This window comes from Pseudomonas onubensis, assembly GCF_965653655.1.
Classification (GTDB): domain Bacteria; phylum Pseudomonadota; class Gammaproteobacteria; order Pseudomonadales; family Pseudomonadaceae; genus Aquipseudomonas.
Window position 1 is genome coordinate 1 of the sequence record NZ_CBFHAZ010000127.1, and the last position, 15,860, is coordinate 15,860.

Below are 15,860 nucleotides of genomic sequence, written 5' to 3' on the forward strand. Positions count from 1 at the left end.
CGCGAAGGCGGTGTGTCAGTAACAGATATGCCTACTGATACACCGCCTTCGCGAGCAAGCCCGCTCCCACAGGGGATTGGTGGTGTGGCTTATTTCTTAACCAGGGCCGAGCACGCTGCCTTGTAGGCTTCGTGCTGATACTTGTTCAGCGTCGTCGGCAGCTCAAAATCGTGCTTCTTGTTCTGCGCATTGATGGTCTGCGGCGACAGCAGCGTCACCTCAACGCCGTCGAGTAACTGAAACACCCCTTCAATCTTGAACGTGGTTGGGCCACCGGCGAATTCGCCTTTCTTGCTGCGTTTCTTGATCGCGATGCGGGTGATGGCGTTTTCTTGCACAAACGCCTTCACCTGGGCGGCGAAGGCTTTGACGTTGGCTGCCTCATCGTCGTCTTCAAGCGCGATTTTCTTGGTGGCCAGGGCCACATGGGTCAGCGCCTGGGTGTGCAGGGAGGCGACAGCGATGATGGCTTCGCTGCCTTTGATTTCGATGCCGCAGATAGTCATGGATAGCCTGGTTTCAGAGAAAAAGTGACGGGATTGTCGCTTATTCCTGCCCAATCGACTCCAAAAACTCCGACCGCTCATCACTCATTCGCGCCAGGCAGTCATTCTGTTGAATCGCGTAGTCCTTGCTGCCATTCACCGCCGGGAAGGTGTCGACTGCGCAATCGGCATCACGCAGTTTCTCCCATTTTTGCTGGGCATCCTTCAGACGAGCGGTAATGTCGGCCAGTTGCGACTTGTTGCTGCCATAGGTCGAACCCATGCGTTCGAGCAAGCCCTGGTAGTTATCCTTGAGCAATTGCTCGGCGGTAGTTTTGTTATAGGTGGCGCATTCCAGGGTTTGTTTGTCGTTTTCGATGCCATCGCAGGGCGTGCTGTCGGTGTCTTCGGCGGCGTGAACGCCGGTTGCGATGAGTGCCAAAGCCAGGAAAATCGATTTCATTGCGCCGTCTCATATCAGGTGATGAGCAAATTCTGGCTCAAGCGTGGGACAAAGAACAGCCACCTGTCAGCTATGTCATGTAGGCCTTTGTCGCTGATTGACGCTTTCGGCAATTCCCCTGTCGTTTTTGCACCCGGCTCCGTCGGCCCCTGAGCATATGCTGGCCCCAAAGCGCCGGCAGACGATTCGGCGCATGAATCGCCAATAAGGGGACGCCTGATGAGCCCAGCCGAGTTGCACGCCGACAGCATCGTTATCGACGGTCTGATTATTGCCAAGTGGAACCGCGACCTGTTCGAAGACATGCGCAAAGGTGGCCTCACCGCCGCCAACTGCACGGTGTCGGTGTGGGAAGGCTTCCAGGCCACGATCAACAACATCGTTGCCAGCCAGACCCTGATCCGTGAAAACAGCGACCTGGTGATCCCGGTAAAAACCACCGCCGACATTCGCAAAGCCAAAGAACAAGGCAAAACCGGCATCATCTTCGGCTTCCAGAACGCCCATGCGTTTGAAGACCAGTTGGGCTACGTCGAGATCTTCAAGCAGCTCGGCGTGGGCGTGGTGCAGATGTGCTACAACACCCAGAATCTGGTCGGCACCGGTTGCTATGAGCGTGACGGCGGGCTGTCGGGCTTTGGTCGCGAAGTCGTCGGCGAGATGAACCGTGTCGGCATCATGTGCGACCTGTCCCACGTCGGTTCCAAGACCAGTGAAGAAGTCATCCTCGAATCGAAAAAGCCGGTGTGCTACTCCCACTGCCTGCCGTCGGGCCTTAAAGAACACCCGCGCAACAAGTCCGATGAAGAACTCAAGTTCATTGCCGACCATGGCGGTTTTGTTGGCGTGACCATGTTCGCGCCGTTCCTGGCCAAGGGCATCGATTCGACCATCGACGACTACGCCGAAGCCATCGAATACACCATGAACATCGTCGGCGAAGACGCCATCGGCATCGGCACCGACTTCACCCAGGGCCATGGCCAGGATTTCTTCGAAATGCTGACCCATGACAAGGGTTACGCCCGCCGCCTGACCAGCTTTGGCAAGATCATCAACCCGCTGGGTATCCGCACCGTGGGCGAGTTCCCCAACCTCACCGAGACATTGCTCAAGCGCGGCCACAGCGAACGCGTGGTGCGCAAGATCATGGGCGAGAACTGGGTCAACGTCCTCAAGGACGTCTGGGGCGAATAAGCCACCGCATTTCTCCCCCGGCCGTTCGTGTCGGGGGCACTACCAAGAATTTTCTGGAGTTAAGTTTCCATGGCCAAAATCGCCCCGCAATTGCCTATCGAAGTCGACAGTGAAACCGGTGTATGGACCTCCGACGCCTTGCCAATGCTGTACGTGCCGCGCCATTTCTTCGTCAACAACCACATGGGTATTGAAGAAGTGCTGGGCAGCGATGCCTACGCCGAAATTCTCTACAAGGCCGGCTACAAATCCGCCTGGCACTGGTGTGAAAAAGAGGCTGAATGCCACGGCCTGGAAGGCGTTGCGGTGTTCGAGCACTACATGAAGCGCCTGTCGCAACGCGGCTGGGGCCTGTTCAAGATCCAGGACATCGACCTCGACAAAGGCACCGCCAGCGTCAAGCTCGAACACTCGGCGTTTGTCTACGTGTACGGCAAGGTCGGGCGCAAGGTGGACTACATGTTCACCGGCTGGTTTGCCGGTGCCATGGACCAGATTCTGCAAGCGCGCGGCAGCAAAATTCGTACTGTCGCCGAGCAAGTCTACGGAGGCTCCGAAGAGGGCCACGACGACGGCCTGTTCACCGTCAAGCCGTTATAAGTCGAGGAACCGTGCCATGGCTTTCGAAGCAATGTTTGCGCCGATCCAGATCGGCAAACTGACCATCCGCAACCGCGTGCTCAGTACCGCCCACGCCGAGGTGTATGCCACCGACGGCGGCATGACCACCGACCGCTATGTGAAGTACTACGAAGAGAAAGCCAAGGGCGGTATCGGCCTGGCGATCTGTGGCGGCTCCTCGGTGGTTGCCATCGACAGCCCGCAGGAATGGTGGAGTTCGGTGAACCTGTCCACCGACCGCATCATCCCGCACTTTCAGAACCTGGCCGACGCCATGCACAAGCATGGCGCCAAGATCATGATCCAGATTACCCATATGGGCCGTCGCTCGCGTTGGGACGGCTTTAACTGGCCAACCCTGATGTCGCCGTCCGGCGTGCGTGAACCGGTGCACCGCGCCACCTGCAAGACCATCGAGCCGGAAGAGATCTGGCGTGTGATCGGCAATTACGCCAGCGCCGCCAAACGCGCCAAGGCCGGTGGCCTGGACGGTGTGGAACTGTCCGCCGTGCACCAGCACATGATCGACCAGTTCTGGAGCCCACGGGTCAACAAACGTACCGACGAATGGGGCGGCACCTTCGAGGGCCGCATGAAGTTCGGCCTGGAAGTGCTCAAGGCCGTGCGCGCCGAGGTCGGTGACGACTTTTGCGTGGGCATGCGCCTGTGTGGTGACGAGTTCCACCCGGACGGCTTGTCCCACGAGGACATGAAGCAGATCGCCAAGTATTACGACGACACCGGCATGCTCGATTTTATCGGCGTGGTGGGTTCGGGTTGCGACACCCACAACACCCTGGCCAACGTGATCCCCAACATGAGCTACCCGCCGGAGCCGTTCCTGCACCTGGCGGCCGGTATCAAGGAAGTGGTCAAGGTTCCGGTGCTGCACGCACAGAACATCAAGGACCCGAACCAGGCCACACGCATTCTGGAAGGCGGCTATGTGGACATGGTCGGCATGACCCGTGCGCACATCGCCGACCCGCACCTGATCGCCAAGATCAAGATGGGCCAGATCGACCAGATCAAACAGTGTGTCGGCGCCAACTACTGCATCGACCGTCAGTACCAAGGGCTGGACGTGCTGTGCATCCAGAACGCCGCGACCTCCCGTGAATACATGGGCGTGCCGCACATCATCGAGAAGTCCACCGGGGTCAAACGCAAGGTCGTGGTGGTCGGTGCCGGCCCGGCCGGGATGGAAGCTGCACGCGTGGCGGCCGAACGTGGCCACGACGTGACCCTGTTTGAGAAGAAAGAGTTTATCGGCGGGCAAATCACCACCGCCTCCAAAGCTCCGCAGCGTGACCAGATCGCCGGCATCACCCGCTGGTTCCAGCTGGAGCTGGCGCGTTTGAAAGTCGACCTGCGCCTGGGTGTGGCGGCGGATGCCGAGACCATCCTCGACCTGCGCCCGGATGTGGTGGTGCTGGCGGTGGGCGGCCATCCGAATATCGAGCAGAACGAACATTGGGGCGCCGCTGAAGGCCTGGTGGTCAGCAGTTGGGACGTGCTCGACGGCAAAGTTGCGCCGGGCAAGAACGTGCTGGTGTACGACACCATCTGCGAGTTCACCGGCATGTCGGTGGCCGACTTCCTGGCCGACAAAGGCAGCCAGGTGGAAATCGTCACCGACGACATCAAGCCAGGCGTGGCGATTGGCGGTACGTCGTTCCCGACTTACTACCGCAGCATGTACCCCAAAGAAGTGATCATGACCGGCGACATGATGCTGGAAAAGGTCTACCGCGAAGGCGACAAGCTGGTGGCGGTGCTGGAGAACGAATACACCGGCGCCAAGGAAGAGCGCGTGGTTGACCAGGTGGTGGTCGAGAACGGCGTGCGACCGGACGAGGCCATTTATTACGGGCTCAAGGAAGGTTCACGCAACAAGGGCCAGATCGATGTTGAAGCCTTGTTCGCGATCAAGCCGCAGCCGTGCTTGAGCGAGGCGGGTGACGGCTACTTGCTGTTCCGCATCGGTGACTGTGTGGCGCAGCGTAATACCCACGCCGCGATCTATGACGCCCTGCGCTTGTGCAAGGATTTCTGACGCACCTGATCGTTCCCACGCTCTGCGTGGGAATGCTGCCCTGGACGCTCTGCGTCCGCTCTTAAGGTCGTGACGCAGAGCGTCACAGGATGCATCCCCACGCAGAGCGTGGGGACGATCATTGTGGGAGCTTCACCATGTTGAACATCCTTCTTCCCATCCTGCTCTTTGCTGCCCTGGGCCTCGCCGCCCTCGGCGCCCTGCGCCGGGTGAATATGTGGCGCCGTGGGCGTGCTTCCAAGGTCGACTTGCTGGGCGGCCTGCTGGCCATGCCCAAGCGCTACATGGTCGACCTGCACCACGTGGTGGCCCGCGACAAATACATCGCCAATACCCACGTCGCCACCGCCCTGGGCTTTGTGCTGTCGGCGTTGCTGGCGATTTTGGTGCACGGTTTTGGCCTGCATAACCGTATCCTCGGCTATGCGTTGCTGCTGGCCTCGGTGCTGATGTTTGTCGGCGCCACCTTCGTGTACCTGCGTCGGCGTAACCCGCCATCACGCCTGTCGAAAGGCCCGTGGATGCGCCTGCCGAAAAGCCTCATGGCGTTCTCGGTGAGCTTCTTTCTGGTGACCTTGCCGGTGGCCGGGATTCTGCCCGCCGACTTCGGCGGTTGGCTGCTTGCAGCACTGTTGAGCGTGGGCGTGCTGTGGGGCGTGAGCGAAATGTTCTTCGGCATGACCTGGGGCGGGCCGATGAAGCACGCTTTCGCCGGTGCCCTGCACCTGGCCTGGCACCGGCGCGCCGAGCGTTTTGGCGGCGGCCGCTCCACCGGTTTGAAGCCGCTCGACCTCAGCGATAAAACCGCGCCATTGGGCGTGGAAAAACCCAAGGATTTTACCTGGAACCAACTGCTCGGCTTCGACGCCTGCGTACAGTGCGGCAAGTGCGAAGCCGCGTGCCCGGCGTTCGCTGCCGGCCAGCCGTTGAACCCGAAAAAACTCATCCAGGACATGGTGGTCGGCCTGGCCGGTGGCACCGATGCCAAGTTCGCCGGCAGCCCGTACCCTGGCAAGGCCATCGGCGAGCATGGCGGCAACCCGCACCAGCCGATCGTCAACGGCCTGGTCGACGCTGAAACCCTGTGGTCGTGCACCACCTGCCGCGCCTGCGTGGAAGAGTGCCCGATGATGATCGAGCACGTCGACGCCATCGTCGATATGCGCCGCCACCTCACCCTGGAAAAAGGCGCCACGCCGAACAAGGGCGCCGAAGTCCTGGAAAACCTGATCGCCACCGACAACCCCGGCGGCTTCGCACCGGGCGGTCGCCTCAACTGGGCGGCAGACCTGAACCTGCCCTTGCTCAGCGAAAAAGGCAGCGCCGACGTGCTGTTCTGGGTCGGCGACGGTGCTTTCGACATGCGTAACCAACGCACCCTGCGCGCCTTCGTCAAAGTGCTCAAAGCGGCCAAGGTCGACTTTGCCGTGCTCGGCCTGGAAGAGCGCGACAGCGGCGACGTAGCGCGGCGCCTGGGTGATGAGGCCACGTTCCAACTGCTGGCCACACGCAACATCCAGACCCTGGCCAAGTACAGCTTCAAACGCATCGTCACCTGCGACCCGCATAGCTTCCACGTGCTGAAAAACGAATACGGCGCCTTCAACGGTCACTATGCCGTGCAGCACCACAGCACCTTTATGGCCGAACTGATCGGCGAGGGCGCGCTGAACCTGGGCCAGCACAAGGGCAACAGCGTGACCTATCACGACCCGTGTTACCTGGGCCGCTACAACGGCGAATATGAGGCACCGCGCCAAGTGCTGCGGGCGTTGGGTATCGAGGTCAAGGAAATGCAACGCTCGGGCTTCCGTTCACGCTGCTGCGGCGGCGGTGGCGGTGCGCCGATCACCGATATTCCCGGCAAGCAGCGGATCCCGGATATGCGCATGGACGACATCCGCGAAACCGGTGCCGAGCTGGTCGCTGTAGGTTGCCCGCAGTGCACCGCGATGCTTGAGGGCGTGGTCGAGCCACGGCCACTGATCAAGGACATCGCTGAACTGGTCGCCGACGCGTTGCTTGAAGACGCCACACCGGCCAAGGCACCCATCAAGCGTCAACCTGCGCAGGTGCACTTATGAGCGACATTATCCGCCGCGACCCACGGGCCGAATGGATCGCCCGAAACCGCCTGCACCCGTTGCACGCGGCCATGCAGCCGGTGCAACACAGCTGGATGGGGCCGAACGGCGTCATGCGCAAAAATGTACATGGCGTGGGGTTTATCGGCCCAAACGGCATCAAGCGTATCGACCGCAGCGGCGCCCAGCAGGGCGGCGCGGCCAAGCGCTCGGCGGCGGTGCAAGTGCAGTTGCCGCTGCACCAGGTGCCAGCGCCGGCGTTCTATATCAACGTGGTGCCGGACATGGTTGGCGGCCGTTTGAGCAGCCACGACCGCGACTTGCTCGGCCTGGCCCGGCAACTTGCCGGCAGCGACGGCGCGGTACTGGCGGTGGTGTTTGGCGAACACAAAGAAAGTGCTTTTGCCACGGCGGGCGTCGACCGCCTGCTGGTGTTGGAAGGCCACGAGTTCGAGGGTTATTCACCGGAGCAACGCGTCCAGGGCTTGCGGGCTGTGGATAACCAGTTCAACCCACGCCATTGGTTGCTGCCCGACAGTCGCAGTGGCGGCGGCGAATTGGGCCGGCGTTTTGCCGCGAGCCTCAAAGAGCGCCCAGCTACACGCGTCTGGCAGATCAAGGGCGAAGAGTGCATAGGCCGCGCCGGTGCTGGCCAGCAGGATCTGGCCCGGCCACTGCCGCGCCTGATTCTGGCAGCGGTGGAATGCGCCGAGCCGGTCAGCGAAACCCGTCACGAAGCCTTGCCCGTGGAGTTATCCACAGCCTTGGCGCGCAGTTTGCCGCGCATCGAGGATCTCGGCGCCGTGGCGGTGGACCCTGGGGCGATTCCGATGGCCGAGGCGGAGTTTATTTTCTCTGGCGGCAATGGCGTAAAAGATTGGGCACTGTTCCACCAGACCGCCGCCGCCCTGGGCGCCACCGAAGGCGCGTCACGGGTGGCAGTGGATGATGGCTTTATGGCGCGTGATCGCCAGGTCGGTGCCAGCGGCACCTGGGTCACGGCACGGGTTTATGTGGCCGTGGGTATTTCCGGGGCGATCCAGCACCTGCAAGGCATTGGTGCCTGCGACAAGGTGGTGGCGATCAACCTCGACCCTGGCTGCGACATGATCAAGCGTGCCGACCTGTCGGTGATCGGCGAAAGCGCCGCGATTCTGCAAGCCTTGATCGAGGCGGTGCAGGTGTACCGCAACGGCGCCAAGCGCGATGCGGCTTAAGGACATGACCATGACCACGAATGTAATCAGCCTGGTGTCCATCGGCGCCCACCCGACCTCCGGCCGCCCACGCCGTGCCGAGCAAGATGCCCGCGCCGTCGAACTGGGCATGCAGCTGGCTGGGGATAGTTTGCAGGTGCTGCATGCCGGTGACGTTAACGAGCCGACGTTGCGCAGCTATCTGGGCATGGGCCTGCCGCAGTTGCATGTGCTGGAACAGCCGGCGGGCAGCGACGCCTTGCCGGTGCTCAGTGATTATCTGCGCGAGGCCGGCGCCCACGTGGTGCTCACCGGCAGCCAGGCGGAAACCGGCGAAGGCTCGGGCATGTTGCCGTTTCTGTTGGCCGAGCAATTGGGTTGGCCGTTGATCGTCGGGCTGGCGCAGGTCGAGTCTATCGACGGCGGCATTGCCCATGTGCTGCAAGCCTTGCCGCGCGGGCAGCGGCGGCGCCTGAAGGTGCGCCTGCCGTTTCTGGCGACTGTGGATAACGCCGCGCCCAAACCACGGCAAAGCGCCTATGGCCCGGCGCAGCGCGGTGAGCTGGCGGCCCATGAGGTCGAGGTTGAACACGATGAGTTATTCACAGGCGCGGTGTTGCAACCGGCCAAACCCCGGCCCAAGCGCCTCAAGGTGATCAAGGCCAAGAGCGGCGCCGATCGCATGAAGGCGGCGACTGCCAAGGCCAGTGGCGGCGGTGGGCAGGTGCTCAAGGGGCTTACCCCTGAAGCGGGCGCGGAAGCGATTCTGAAGCTACTCATCGAAGAAGGCGTGGTGCGCTAAAGGATTACCCACAATCCCTGTTGATCCGCCTGTGGATAACCTGTTCGCGGTTGTCCACACCCCCGGCTAATCAAGCCCTGCAGCCCTCTGTACCAAAAACAACCAGGCTAACTGACGGTTTTTGCTTGGGTTTTTTCCTGGGTAAGTTTGAAACCCTGCACAAACTTGCCCCCAAAGTCTGTTGGCGCTTCTGTGGATAAGATGTTCGCTCTCGGCTGCGGGTCGTGTAAATAAAGGCTTTCAGTGACTTGATCAAAATATGATCAATTCGGATTGCTGGCTCGCTGAAATCCCTGAATGCCCCGATTTATGAAGGTTTGAGGTGGTTTTCCACAAGGCTGGCGAAGTTGCCCCCAAAGTCTGTTGGTTCTTCTGTGGATAAGGTGTTCGCGTACTGCTGTAGGCCACGTATTCAGTGGCTTTCAGGAGATTGTTCAATAAGTGATCAGATATGGCTAAAACCACACGACTTGAATAAGTCACGGATTTTCTTCAGTTAATTTCGAGGGTTGAGCACACTTGCCCACAATTGCTGTGGGTGGCTCTGTGGATAAGTTGTTGGGCGAAGGCTGAAGGGTAGGGTGGCAAAGGGCTGTAAGGGTTCTGATCAATTTTTGAACAGTCAGCTGAGCCAAATGTGGGAGTGGGCTTGCTCGCGAAGGCGGTGTATCAGTCAATTCATTCATGGCTGAACCACCGCATTCGCGAGCAAGTCGAATCGTCGCACCGCCGCTCCCACAGTTTGATCTTGGGTGTGTCAGTTATTCGTGCGCCGCTACACCCTTGAGGTAAGGCGCAGGCGCCGCGCCCAGGTTGTTCAACAAGCGCTCGCTGTACCAATCGACAAAGTTCACCACACCAAACTCATAAGTCTTGGAGTACGGGCCTGGCTGGTACGCGGTGGAGTTGATCCCACGCTGGTTCTCTTCGGCCAGGCGGCGGTCCTGGTCATTGGTGGCGTCCCAGACCTGGCGCATACGCTCCACGTCGTAGTCCACACCTTCCACGGCGTCCTTGTGCACGATCCATTTGGTGGTGACCATGGTTTCCTGGGCGCTGATCGGCCACACGGTGAACACGATGATGTGGTCGCCCATGCAGTGGTTCCACGAATGCGGCAGGTGCAGGATGCGCATCGAGCCCAGGTCCGGGTTCTTGATGCGGCCCATGAGCTTGGCGCAGCCTTGTTTGCCGTCCAGGGTCATCGACACGGTGCCTTTGAGCAGCGGCATGCGCACGATGCGGTTACGCAGGCCGAAGCTGGCGTGGGCGTAAGGGATCTTTTCGGCGTCCCACGCAGCGGCGGAGGCGGCAACGTGGTCCTTGAAGGCCTGATCGGCACGCGGGTCGGTGACGTCATCCCATTCCAGCAGGGTTTTCAGCAGTTCCGGGTGCGATGCGTTGCAGTGGTAGCACTCGCGGTTGTTTTCCAGCACCAGCTTCCAGTTGGCCTTTTCGAACAAGGTGGTTTGAATCGCCACCTTGGTGTTCTCCATGTCGTACGGTTCCATGTAGTGGTTCAACGTCGACAGGAAGTCATCGATGGCCGGCGGGTTTTCGGCCAGGCTGATGAAAATGTAGCCGCCAGCCGTTTTCACGTTCACAGGCTTCAAACCGTACTGCTTCATGTCGAAGTCGGCGCCCATCTCGGTGCCGGCGAACAGCAGGCGGCCGTCCAGCTCGTAGGTCCACTGGTGGTAGTGGCAGACAAGCTTGGCGACCTTGCCCTTGTCGCTGGTGCACAAGCGCGAACCCCGGTGGCGGCACACGTTATGGAAGGCATGCACCACGCCGTCGGCGCCACGGATCACGATGATCGGGTTCTTGCCGATTTGCAGGGTGACGTAGTTGCCCTTGGCAGGGATCTCGCAGGTCATGCCGGCGATCAACCACTCTTTCTGGAAGATCTCCTGCATGTCGATATCAAACAACCGCTCATCAGAGTAGAACGGCTGCGGCAGCGAAAAAGTGCGCTCGCGCTCTTGCAGCATTTGCGCGGTGGCCTTGCGTGCGGGTTCCAGCGGATCGCCCAAGCTTAAGGTTGCGGTGACGTCCATCGTGTGTGTCCTCATGGCCATTCTGTGTGGCCGGCGAAAGTGGCTAATCAGGTTTTGCAGCAAGGCGTAAAGAAAGCGTCGTTGTTGGGAGCGAGTGTGGGGCCGCCGAACACCAGAACCTTGTCCATTAACGACATGGCCCACTCTGATCCCGACGCGCAAGCCCCGTGGTATGGGGGCTGGTCGCGATAAGTATGTGAATGTCGCAGATAGGTAAATGGGCGGTTGCGGCGTTACGCAGAATCGCCACCATAAAGCCGAGCATCGGCAGTGGAGAGCAAGCATGTCCAACAATTTCCTGAACCCGGTAACCACCCAGACCTGGGCCAATGGTCGGCACATCGTCCGTTGCGTCAAAGTCATCCAGGAAACCTGGGACGTGCGCACCTTTTGCTTCATGGCCGACCAGCCGATTCTGTTCTTTTTCAAGCCGGGGCAGTTCGTCACCCTGGAGCTGGAGATCGAAGGCCAGCCGATCATGCGCTCGTACACCATTTCCAGTTCGCCGTCGGTGCCGTACAGCTTCTCGGTGACCATCAAGCGGGTGCCGGGCGGGCGGGTTTCCAATTGGCTGCACGACACCCTGCATGAAGGCCAGGAGCTGGCGGTACACGGGCCGGTCGGGCTGTTCAATGCCATCGACTTCCCAAGCCCCAAAGTGCTGTACCTCAGTGGCGGCGTCGGCATCACGCCGGTAATGTCCATGGCGCGCTGGTTCTACGACACCAACGCGAATGTCGACATGACCTTTATCCACAGCGCCCGCTCGCCCAAAGACATCATTTACCACCGCGAGCTGGAACACATGGCGTCGCGGATCGACAACTTCAGCCTGCACCTGATCTGTGAAAAACACGGGCTGGGCGAGCCCTGGGCGGGTTATCGCGGTTACCTGAACCACAAGATGCTGGAATTGATGGTGCCGGACTTCCTTGAGCGCGAAGTGTTCTGCTGCGGCCCTACGCCGTACATGAGCGCGGTAAAACGCCTGCTGGAGGCCGCCGGCTTTGACATGACGCGCTATCACGAGGAGTCCTTCGGCGCCACGCCGCCGGAAGCCCGTGCCGATGCGGTGGAACAGGCCGAGCAAGCGGCTGATGCACCAGAGGTCGACCTGGCGGACCTGCACCAAGTGGAATTTATCGCCTCCGGCAAAAGCATTCGTGTGGCACCGGGCGAAACCGTGCACGCGGCTGCGGCCAAGCTTGGCCTGCTGATACCCAAAGCGTGCGGCATGGGTATTTGTGGAACCTGCAAGGTCATGAAGCTGGGCGGGGAGGTCGAGATGGACCACAACGGCGGGATCACCGAGGAAGACGAAGCCGAAGGCTACATCCTGTCGTGCTGCAGCGTGCCGAAAGGCGACGTACGCATCGAGTTCTAATAGGACGGGACGCGGAGCGTCCCTGGAGGCATTCCCACGCAGAGCGTGGGAACGAGTTGGTTGAGTGAGCCACCCCGATCATTCCCACGCTCCGCGTGGGAATGCAGCCCGTGACGCTCCGCGTCACAAAGTGCCCGGGATTCAAGCCATGCCCACAGGACGGGACGCGGAGCGCCCCAGGAGGCGTTCCCACGCAGAGCGTGGGAACGAGTTGGTTGAGTGAGCCATCCCGATCGTTCCCACGCTCCGCGTGGGAATGCAGCCCGTGACGCTCCGCGTCACAAAGTGCCCGGCATTCAAGCCATGCCCACAGGACGGGACACGGAGCGCCCCAGGAGGCATTCCCACGCAGAGCGTGGGAACGAGTTGGTTGAGTGAGCCACCCCGATCGTTCCCACGCTCCGCGTGGGAATGCAGCCCGTGACGCTCCGCGTCACAAAGTGCCCGGCATTCAAGCCATGCCCACAGGACGGGACGCGGAGCGCCCCAGGAGGCGTTCCCACGCAGAGCGTGGGAACGAGCACTAGTGCCACTGTTGAATTTCGATGAGTCCTTCTTGCCCTGCGTAGTTGCGTGCACTGGAATACCGCCAGTGTTCGGCTAAGTCCACATATCCTCGTTTCACCGGGTTGTGGTGAATGTAATCAAGCTTTTGGTGCATCACCCCCTCGCTGTACACCAACTCAGCGTGTGAGCCTTCCTGCCAAAGTTGATAAACCCGGTCTGCCTTGTGCGCCCTTTTGCTGAACCGCAGGCGTTGTAATAAACGCTCTGCGCCTCGGCGCTGCAAATCATCAATGATGGTACGGGCGGTAAAGGATTTGAATTGGCTCACGCACTTGTCGAGGTCGGGGGCCTGAGCGAGGAAGTGCAGGTGGTTTTCGAGAACGACGTAGCCGAAGAGATTTAAGGCATGTTGGTTTTGTTGATATCGCCAGCAGTCCAAAAGATGACCAACGATGTAGTCACGGGTGAACAGCGGCAGCCATTCCATGACGGTGCAGGTGAGGAAGTGCGGCTTTTCAGGTTCGGTGATGACGTAGCGGCTTCTGCCCATGGATTCGTCCTTGAATCTGGGTGCGGGTTGGACGCGCAGCGTCGGGGGAGGCATTCCCACGCAGAGCGTGGGAACGATCAAAGTCAGCCAAGGCCGCGTCGCAGGTCATGAGTCTGTGAGGCGGGCTCGTTAACGGTTACTGCGCGTAGACATGCACGACAAAGTGCTGGCCTGATGCTGTCAATTCATAGGACTTGTCGTAGATCCTCAGTGTCCTCGATGGTTCGCGGATGGTATCGCCGACGTTGGCGATCTTCCGGAATTCATCCCAGTCGATGACGGTGGTGCTGGTAGTGCCGTCGATTCTGAGGTTATTGCCGTCGCATTGATATTCCATAGGTTTAGCTCTCTGCTGGATTTCCGTTTCCGGCCGATTATTCGGCAGGCAGTGGTTCCCGAAAGGTGGCCGCTGCAGCGGCGTTTTCCTTTCGGGTTCCAAGAGGCTAGTCGATGAAATTGGGCTGTGATGCTGTCAGAAACAACAAATAACAGTCTCGGCAATGCGCCAGTACTCGTAAGACTTAAGCGTTCATCACTTCCCTGATGTCTGCGGCTAATTCTCTTACACGATCTTCCTCTGTATCCCACGCACACATGAACCGTGCGCCACCTTTGCCGATGAAGGTGTAGAAGCGCCAGCCCTTGGCCGTCAGCGCCGCAATGGCCGGTTCCGAGAGTTGCAGGAACACGCCGTTGGCCTGTACCGGGAACATCAGTTCCACGCCGGAAATGTCCGCCACCAGGCTGCTGAGCAATTGCGCGCAGTGGTTGGCGTGGCGGGCGTGTTTGAGCCAGGCGTCGTTTTCCAGCAGGCCCACCCATGGCGCGGAGAGAAAGCGCATTTTCGAGGCCAGTTGGCCGGCCTGTTTGCAACGGTAATCGAAGTCTTCAGCCAGTTTGTGGTTGAAGAACAGGATGGCTTCGCCCACGGCCATGCCGTTTTTGGTGCCGCCGAAACACAGCACGTCCACGCCGGCTTTCCAGGTCAGATCGGCCGGCGAGCAGCCGAGGAACGCGCAGGCATTGGAGAAGCGCGCGCCGTCCATGTGCAGGTTCAGGCCCAGCTCTTTGCAGGTGACGCTGATGGCGCGGATTTCTTCCGGGGTGTACACGCTGCCCACTTCCGTGGCTTGGGTGAGGGTGACCACGCGCGGTTTGGGGTAGTGGATGTCCTGGCGCTTGAGGGCGATCTCGCGGATTGATTCCGGGGTCAGCTTGCCGTTTTCGGTGCGTGCGGTGAGCAGCTTGGAGCCGTTGGAGAAAAACTCCGGCGCGCCGCATTCGTCGGTTTCGACGTGGGCGGTTTCCGAGCAAATCACGCTATGGTAGCTCTGGCACAGCGAAGACAGCGCCAGGGAATTGGCGGCGGTGCCGTTGAAGGCGAAGAACACTTCGCAGTCGGTTTCGAACAAATTGCGGAAACCGTCGGCGGCACGGTGGGTCCACTCATCATCGCCGTAGGCGCGTTGATGGCCCTGGTTGGCTTGTTCCATGGCGGCCCAGGCTTCCGGACAGATGCCGGAATAGTTGTCGCTGGCGAATTGTTGGCTCTTGTCAGTCATGGCCCATTCCTGTGGTCGATGTTGGTGCGCACTGTAACCAAGATTGTCGCGGGTGCGCACGCACTGTAAATGCAAAGTCACTGGGGAATTATGCACGGTACACACACGTTGGCTGTCGGACGCGTCCGCGATGGCGCACTGGATTTGCTCAAGTGGCTGGCGCTGATGAGCATGGTACTCGACCATTTGCGTTATGTCGGTTTGAGCCTGGACGGCCTGTACGTGCCGGGGCGCCTGGCGTTTCCGTGGTTTTGCCTGGCGATTGCAGCCAATTTGCACCGGGTCGCCCATGCTCCCGTGACCGGCCAATGGCGCTACCTGGGCTGGCTGTTGCTGTTCAGTGTGCTCAGTGAAGTGCCCTACCGGCTGTTTATCGAGGATGCCGATACGTTGAACGTCTTGCCGACGTTGGCGCTGGGGTTGCTGGTTGCCCGAGGATGGCAGCAGAAGGCGCTGTTTGATCGAGGATTGGCGCTGATTGCCCTGGCGGCCGGCGCGGTATTTTCCAGTCAGCTGATGTTCGGGTTTTTCGGTGTGTTGCTGCCGCTGGCGATGCTGCTGGTGTTTCGCCGCCCTTGGTATTTCAGCCTTTTGCCGGGTTTGGTCTGCCTGGCCGGTAATCAGTGGCAGATCCTGCTCAATAGCGGCACGCCTGTGGCGCTTCTGGGGTTGGCCGCTTGCCTGATTGCGCCATTGGCGGGTTTGTTCTTGTTGCGACATGCCAAAAACGCCTCGCCACCGGCCATGCGCCGCTGGGCGTATGCGCTGTATCCGCTGCATTTTCTGTTGCTATTACTCGTCCGCCAGGCTCTCGCCTAACCCCTTGTGGGAGCGGGCTTGCTCGCGAAGGCGGTGGGTCAGCCAATACATGTGCAAGCTGACTCACCGCCTTCGCG

14 protein-coding genes are annotated in these 15,860 nt (G+C 60.3%); 8 read left to right on the top strand and 6 right to left on the bottom strand.

Annotated features, from left to right (window positions below):
• Window positions 1–89: 89 nt before the first annotated feature.
• Together ACTD9P_RS26600 and ACTD9P_RS26605 are read right to left on the bottom strand one after the other, a co-directional pair.
• Window positions 90–506, bottom strand: a complete 417-nt coding sequence (locus ACTD9P_RS26600) for a DUF3010 family protein (RefSeq protein WP_438870013.1) — start codon at window positions 504–506, stop codon at window positions 90–92.
• Window positions 507–546: 40 nt separating this feature from the next.
• Window positions 547–948, bottom strand: a complete 402-nt coding sequence (locus ACTD9P_RS26605; protein WP_017139363.1) for a lysozyme inhibitor LprI family protein — start codon at window positions 946–948, stop codon at window positions 547–549.
• 219 nt (window positions 949–1,167) lie between these two features.
• Between ACTD9P_RS26605 and ACTD9P_RS26610 the strand changes: the two genes are divergently transcribed.
• From ACTD9P_RS26610 to etfB, 6 genes are all read left to right on the top strand, one after another.
• Window positions 1,168–2,145 carry a dipeptidase gene (locus ACTD9P_RS26610; protein WP_016972866.1) on the top strand — a complete coding sequence of 326 codons (978 nt, stop codon included), beginning with the start codon at window positions 1,168–1,170 and terminating at the stop codon, window positions 2,143–2,145.
• 69 nt (window positions 2,146–2,214) lie between these two features.
• Entirely contained in the window at window positions 2,215–2,745 is a 531-nt protein-coding gene (locus ACTD9P_RS26615) for a DUF5943 domain-containing protein (protein WP_099550381.1), read from the top strand.
• A 16-nt stretch (window positions 2,746–2,761) separates the two neighbouring features.
• Window positions 2,762–4,822: a dimethylglycine demethylation protein DgcA gene (dgcA, locus tag ACTD9P_RS26620; RefSeq protein WP_219269685.1), complete on the top strand. Its 2,061-nt coding sequence runs from the start codon at window positions 2,762–2,764 to the stop codon at window positions 4,820–4,822.
• A gap of 137 nt (window positions 4,823–4,959) precedes the next feature.
• Window positions 4,960–6,906 (top strand): dimethylglycine demethylation protein DgcB, encoded by a 1,947-nt coding sequence (dgcB, locus tag ACTD9P_RS26625; RefSeq protein ID WP_438870014.1) that lies wholly within the window; start codon window positions 4,960–4,962, stop codon window positions 6,904–6,906.
• Complete coding sequence (etfA, locus tag ACTD9P_RS26630; protein ID WP_438870015.1) at window positions 6,903–8,123, top strand: electron transfer flavoprotein subunit alpha; 1,221 nt, start codon at window positions 6,903–6,905, stop codon at window positions 8,121–8,123. Before dgcB ends, etfA begins: the two co-directional genes overlap by 4 nt.
• A gap of 10 nt (window positions 8,124–8,133) precedes the next feature.
• Window positions 8,134–8,904 (top strand): electron transfer flavoprotein subunit beta, encoded by a 771-nt coding sequence (etfB, locus tag ACTD9P_RS26635; RefSeq protein ID WP_438870016.1) that lies wholly within the window; start codon window positions 8,134–8,136, stop codon window positions 8,902–8,904.
• Between the two features lie 761 nt (window positions 8,905–9,665).
• On the opposite strand, the gene gbca is transcribed toward etfB, so the two are convergent.
• Window positions 9,666–10,961 carry a glycine betaine monooxygenase oxygenase subunit gene (gbca, locus tag ACTD9P_RS26640; protein WP_438870017.1) on the bottom strand — a complete coding sequence of 432 codons (1,296 nt, stop codon included), beginning with the start codon at window positions 10,959–10,961 and terminating at the stop codon, window positions 9,666–9,668.
• A 283-nt stretch (window positions 10,962–11,244) separates the two neighbouring features.
• Between gbca and gbcB the strand changes: the two genes are divergently transcribed.
• The gene (gbcB, locus tag ACTD9P_RS26645; protein WP_138813546.1) at window positions 11,245–12,345 is read left to right on the top strand and encodes a glycine betaine monooxygenase reductase subunit; all 1,101 of its coding nucleotides are present in this window, start codon (window positions 11,245–11,247) and stop codon (window positions 12,343–12,345) included.
• A gap of 523 nt (window positions 12,346–12,868) precedes the next feature.
• On the opposite strand, the gene ACTD9P_RS26650 is transcribed toward gbcB, so the two are convergent.
• The 3 genes from ACTD9P_RS26650 to ACTD9P_RS26660 form a co-directional block, all read right to left on the bottom strand.
• Window positions 12,869–13,402 (bottom strand): REP-associated tyrosine transposase, encoded by a 534-nt coding sequence (locus tag ACTD9P_RS26650; protein WP_438870018.1) that lies wholly within the window; start codon window positions 13,400–13,402, stop codon window positions 12,869–12,871.
• A gap of 136 nt (window positions 13,403–13,538) precedes the next feature.
• Window positions 13,539–13,739: a hypothetical protein gene (locus tag ACTD9P_RS26655; protein ID WP_219337608.1), complete on the bottom strand. Its 201-nt coding sequence runs from the start codon at window positions 13,737–13,739 to the stop codon at window positions 13,539–13,541.
• A 184-nt stretch (window positions 13,740–13,923) separates the two neighbouring features.
• A complete protein-coding gene (locus tag ACTD9P_RS26660) occupies window positions 13,924–14,964 on the bottom strand; it encodes a threonine aldolase family protein (protein ID WP_438870019.1) in 1,041 nt (346 codons plus the stop codon).
• A gap of 90 nt (window positions 14,965–15,054) precedes the next feature.
• On the opposite strand from ACTD9P_RS26660, the gene ACTD9P_RS26665 reads away from it, so the two are divergent.
• Window positions 15,055–15,783 carry a TraX family protein gene (locus ACTD9P_RS26665; protein WP_438870020.1) on the top strand — a complete coding sequence of 243 codons (729 nt, stop codon included), beginning with the start codon at window positions 15,055–15,057 and terminating at the stop codon, window positions 15,781–15,783.
• Window positions 15,784–15,860 lie beyond the last annotated feature (77 nt).

What these genes read in the sequence shown, in the direction of transcription:
- ACTD9P_RS26600 (WP_438870013.1), bottom strand. Translation starts at nt 506, where the DNA reads ATGACTATCTGCGGCATCGAAATCAAAGGCAGCGAAGCCATCATCGCT.
- ACTD9P_RS26605 (WP_017139363.1), bottom strand. Translation starts at nt 948, where the DNA reads ATGAAATCGATTTTCCTGGCTTTGGCACTCATCGCAACCGGCGTTCAC.
- ACTD9P_RS26610 (WP_016972866.1), top strand. Translation starts at nt 1,168, where the DNA reads ATGAGCCCAGCCGAGTTGCACGCCGACAGCATCGTTATCGACGGTCTG.
- ACTD9P_RS26615 (WP_099550381.1), top strand. Translation starts at nt 2,215, where the DNA reads ATGGCCAAAATCGCCCCGCAATTGCCTATCGAAGTCGACAGTGAAACC.
- dgcA (WP_219269685.1), top strand. Translation starts at nt 2,762, where the DNA reads ATGGCTTTCGAAGCAATGTTTGCGCCGATCCAGATCGGCAAACTGACC.
- dgcB (WP_438870014.1), top strand. Translation starts at nt 4,960, where the DNA reads ATGTTGAACATCCTTCTTCCCATCCTGCTCTTTGCTGCCCTGGGCCTC.
- etfA (WP_438870015.1), top strand. Translation starts at nt 6,903, where the DNA reads ATGAGCGACATTATCCGCCGCGACCCACGGGCCGAATGGATCGCCCGA.
- etfB (WP_438870016.1), top strand. Translation starts at nt 8,134, where the DNA reads ATGACCACGAATGTAATCAGCCTGGTGTCCATCGGCGCCCACCCGACC.
- gbca (WP_438870017.1), bottom strand. Translation starts at nt 10,961, where the DNA reads ATGGACGTCACCGCAACCTTAAGCTTGGGCGATCCGCTGGAACCCGCA.
- gbcB (WP_138813546.1), top strand. Translation starts at nt 11,245, where the DNA reads ATGTCCAACAATTTCCTGAACCCGGTAACCACCCAGACCTGGGCCAAT.
- ACTD9P_RS26650 (WP_438870018.1), bottom strand. Translation starts at nt 13,402, where the DNA reads ATGGGCAGAAGCCGCTACGTCATCACCGAACCTGAAAAGCCGCACTTC.
- ACTD9P_RS26655 (WP_219337608.1), bottom strand. Translation starts at nt 13,739, where the DNA reads ATGGAATATCAATGCGACGGCAATAACCTCAGAATCGACGGCACTACC.
- ACTD9P_RS26660 (WP_438870019.1), bottom strand. Translation starts at nt 14,964, where the DNA reads ATGACTGACAAGAGCCAACAATTCGCCAGCGACAACTATTCCGGCATC.
- ACTD9P_RS26665 (WP_438870020.1), top strand. Translation starts at nt 15,055, where the DNA reads ATGCACGGTACACACACGTTGGCTGTCGGACGCGTCCGCGATGGCGCA.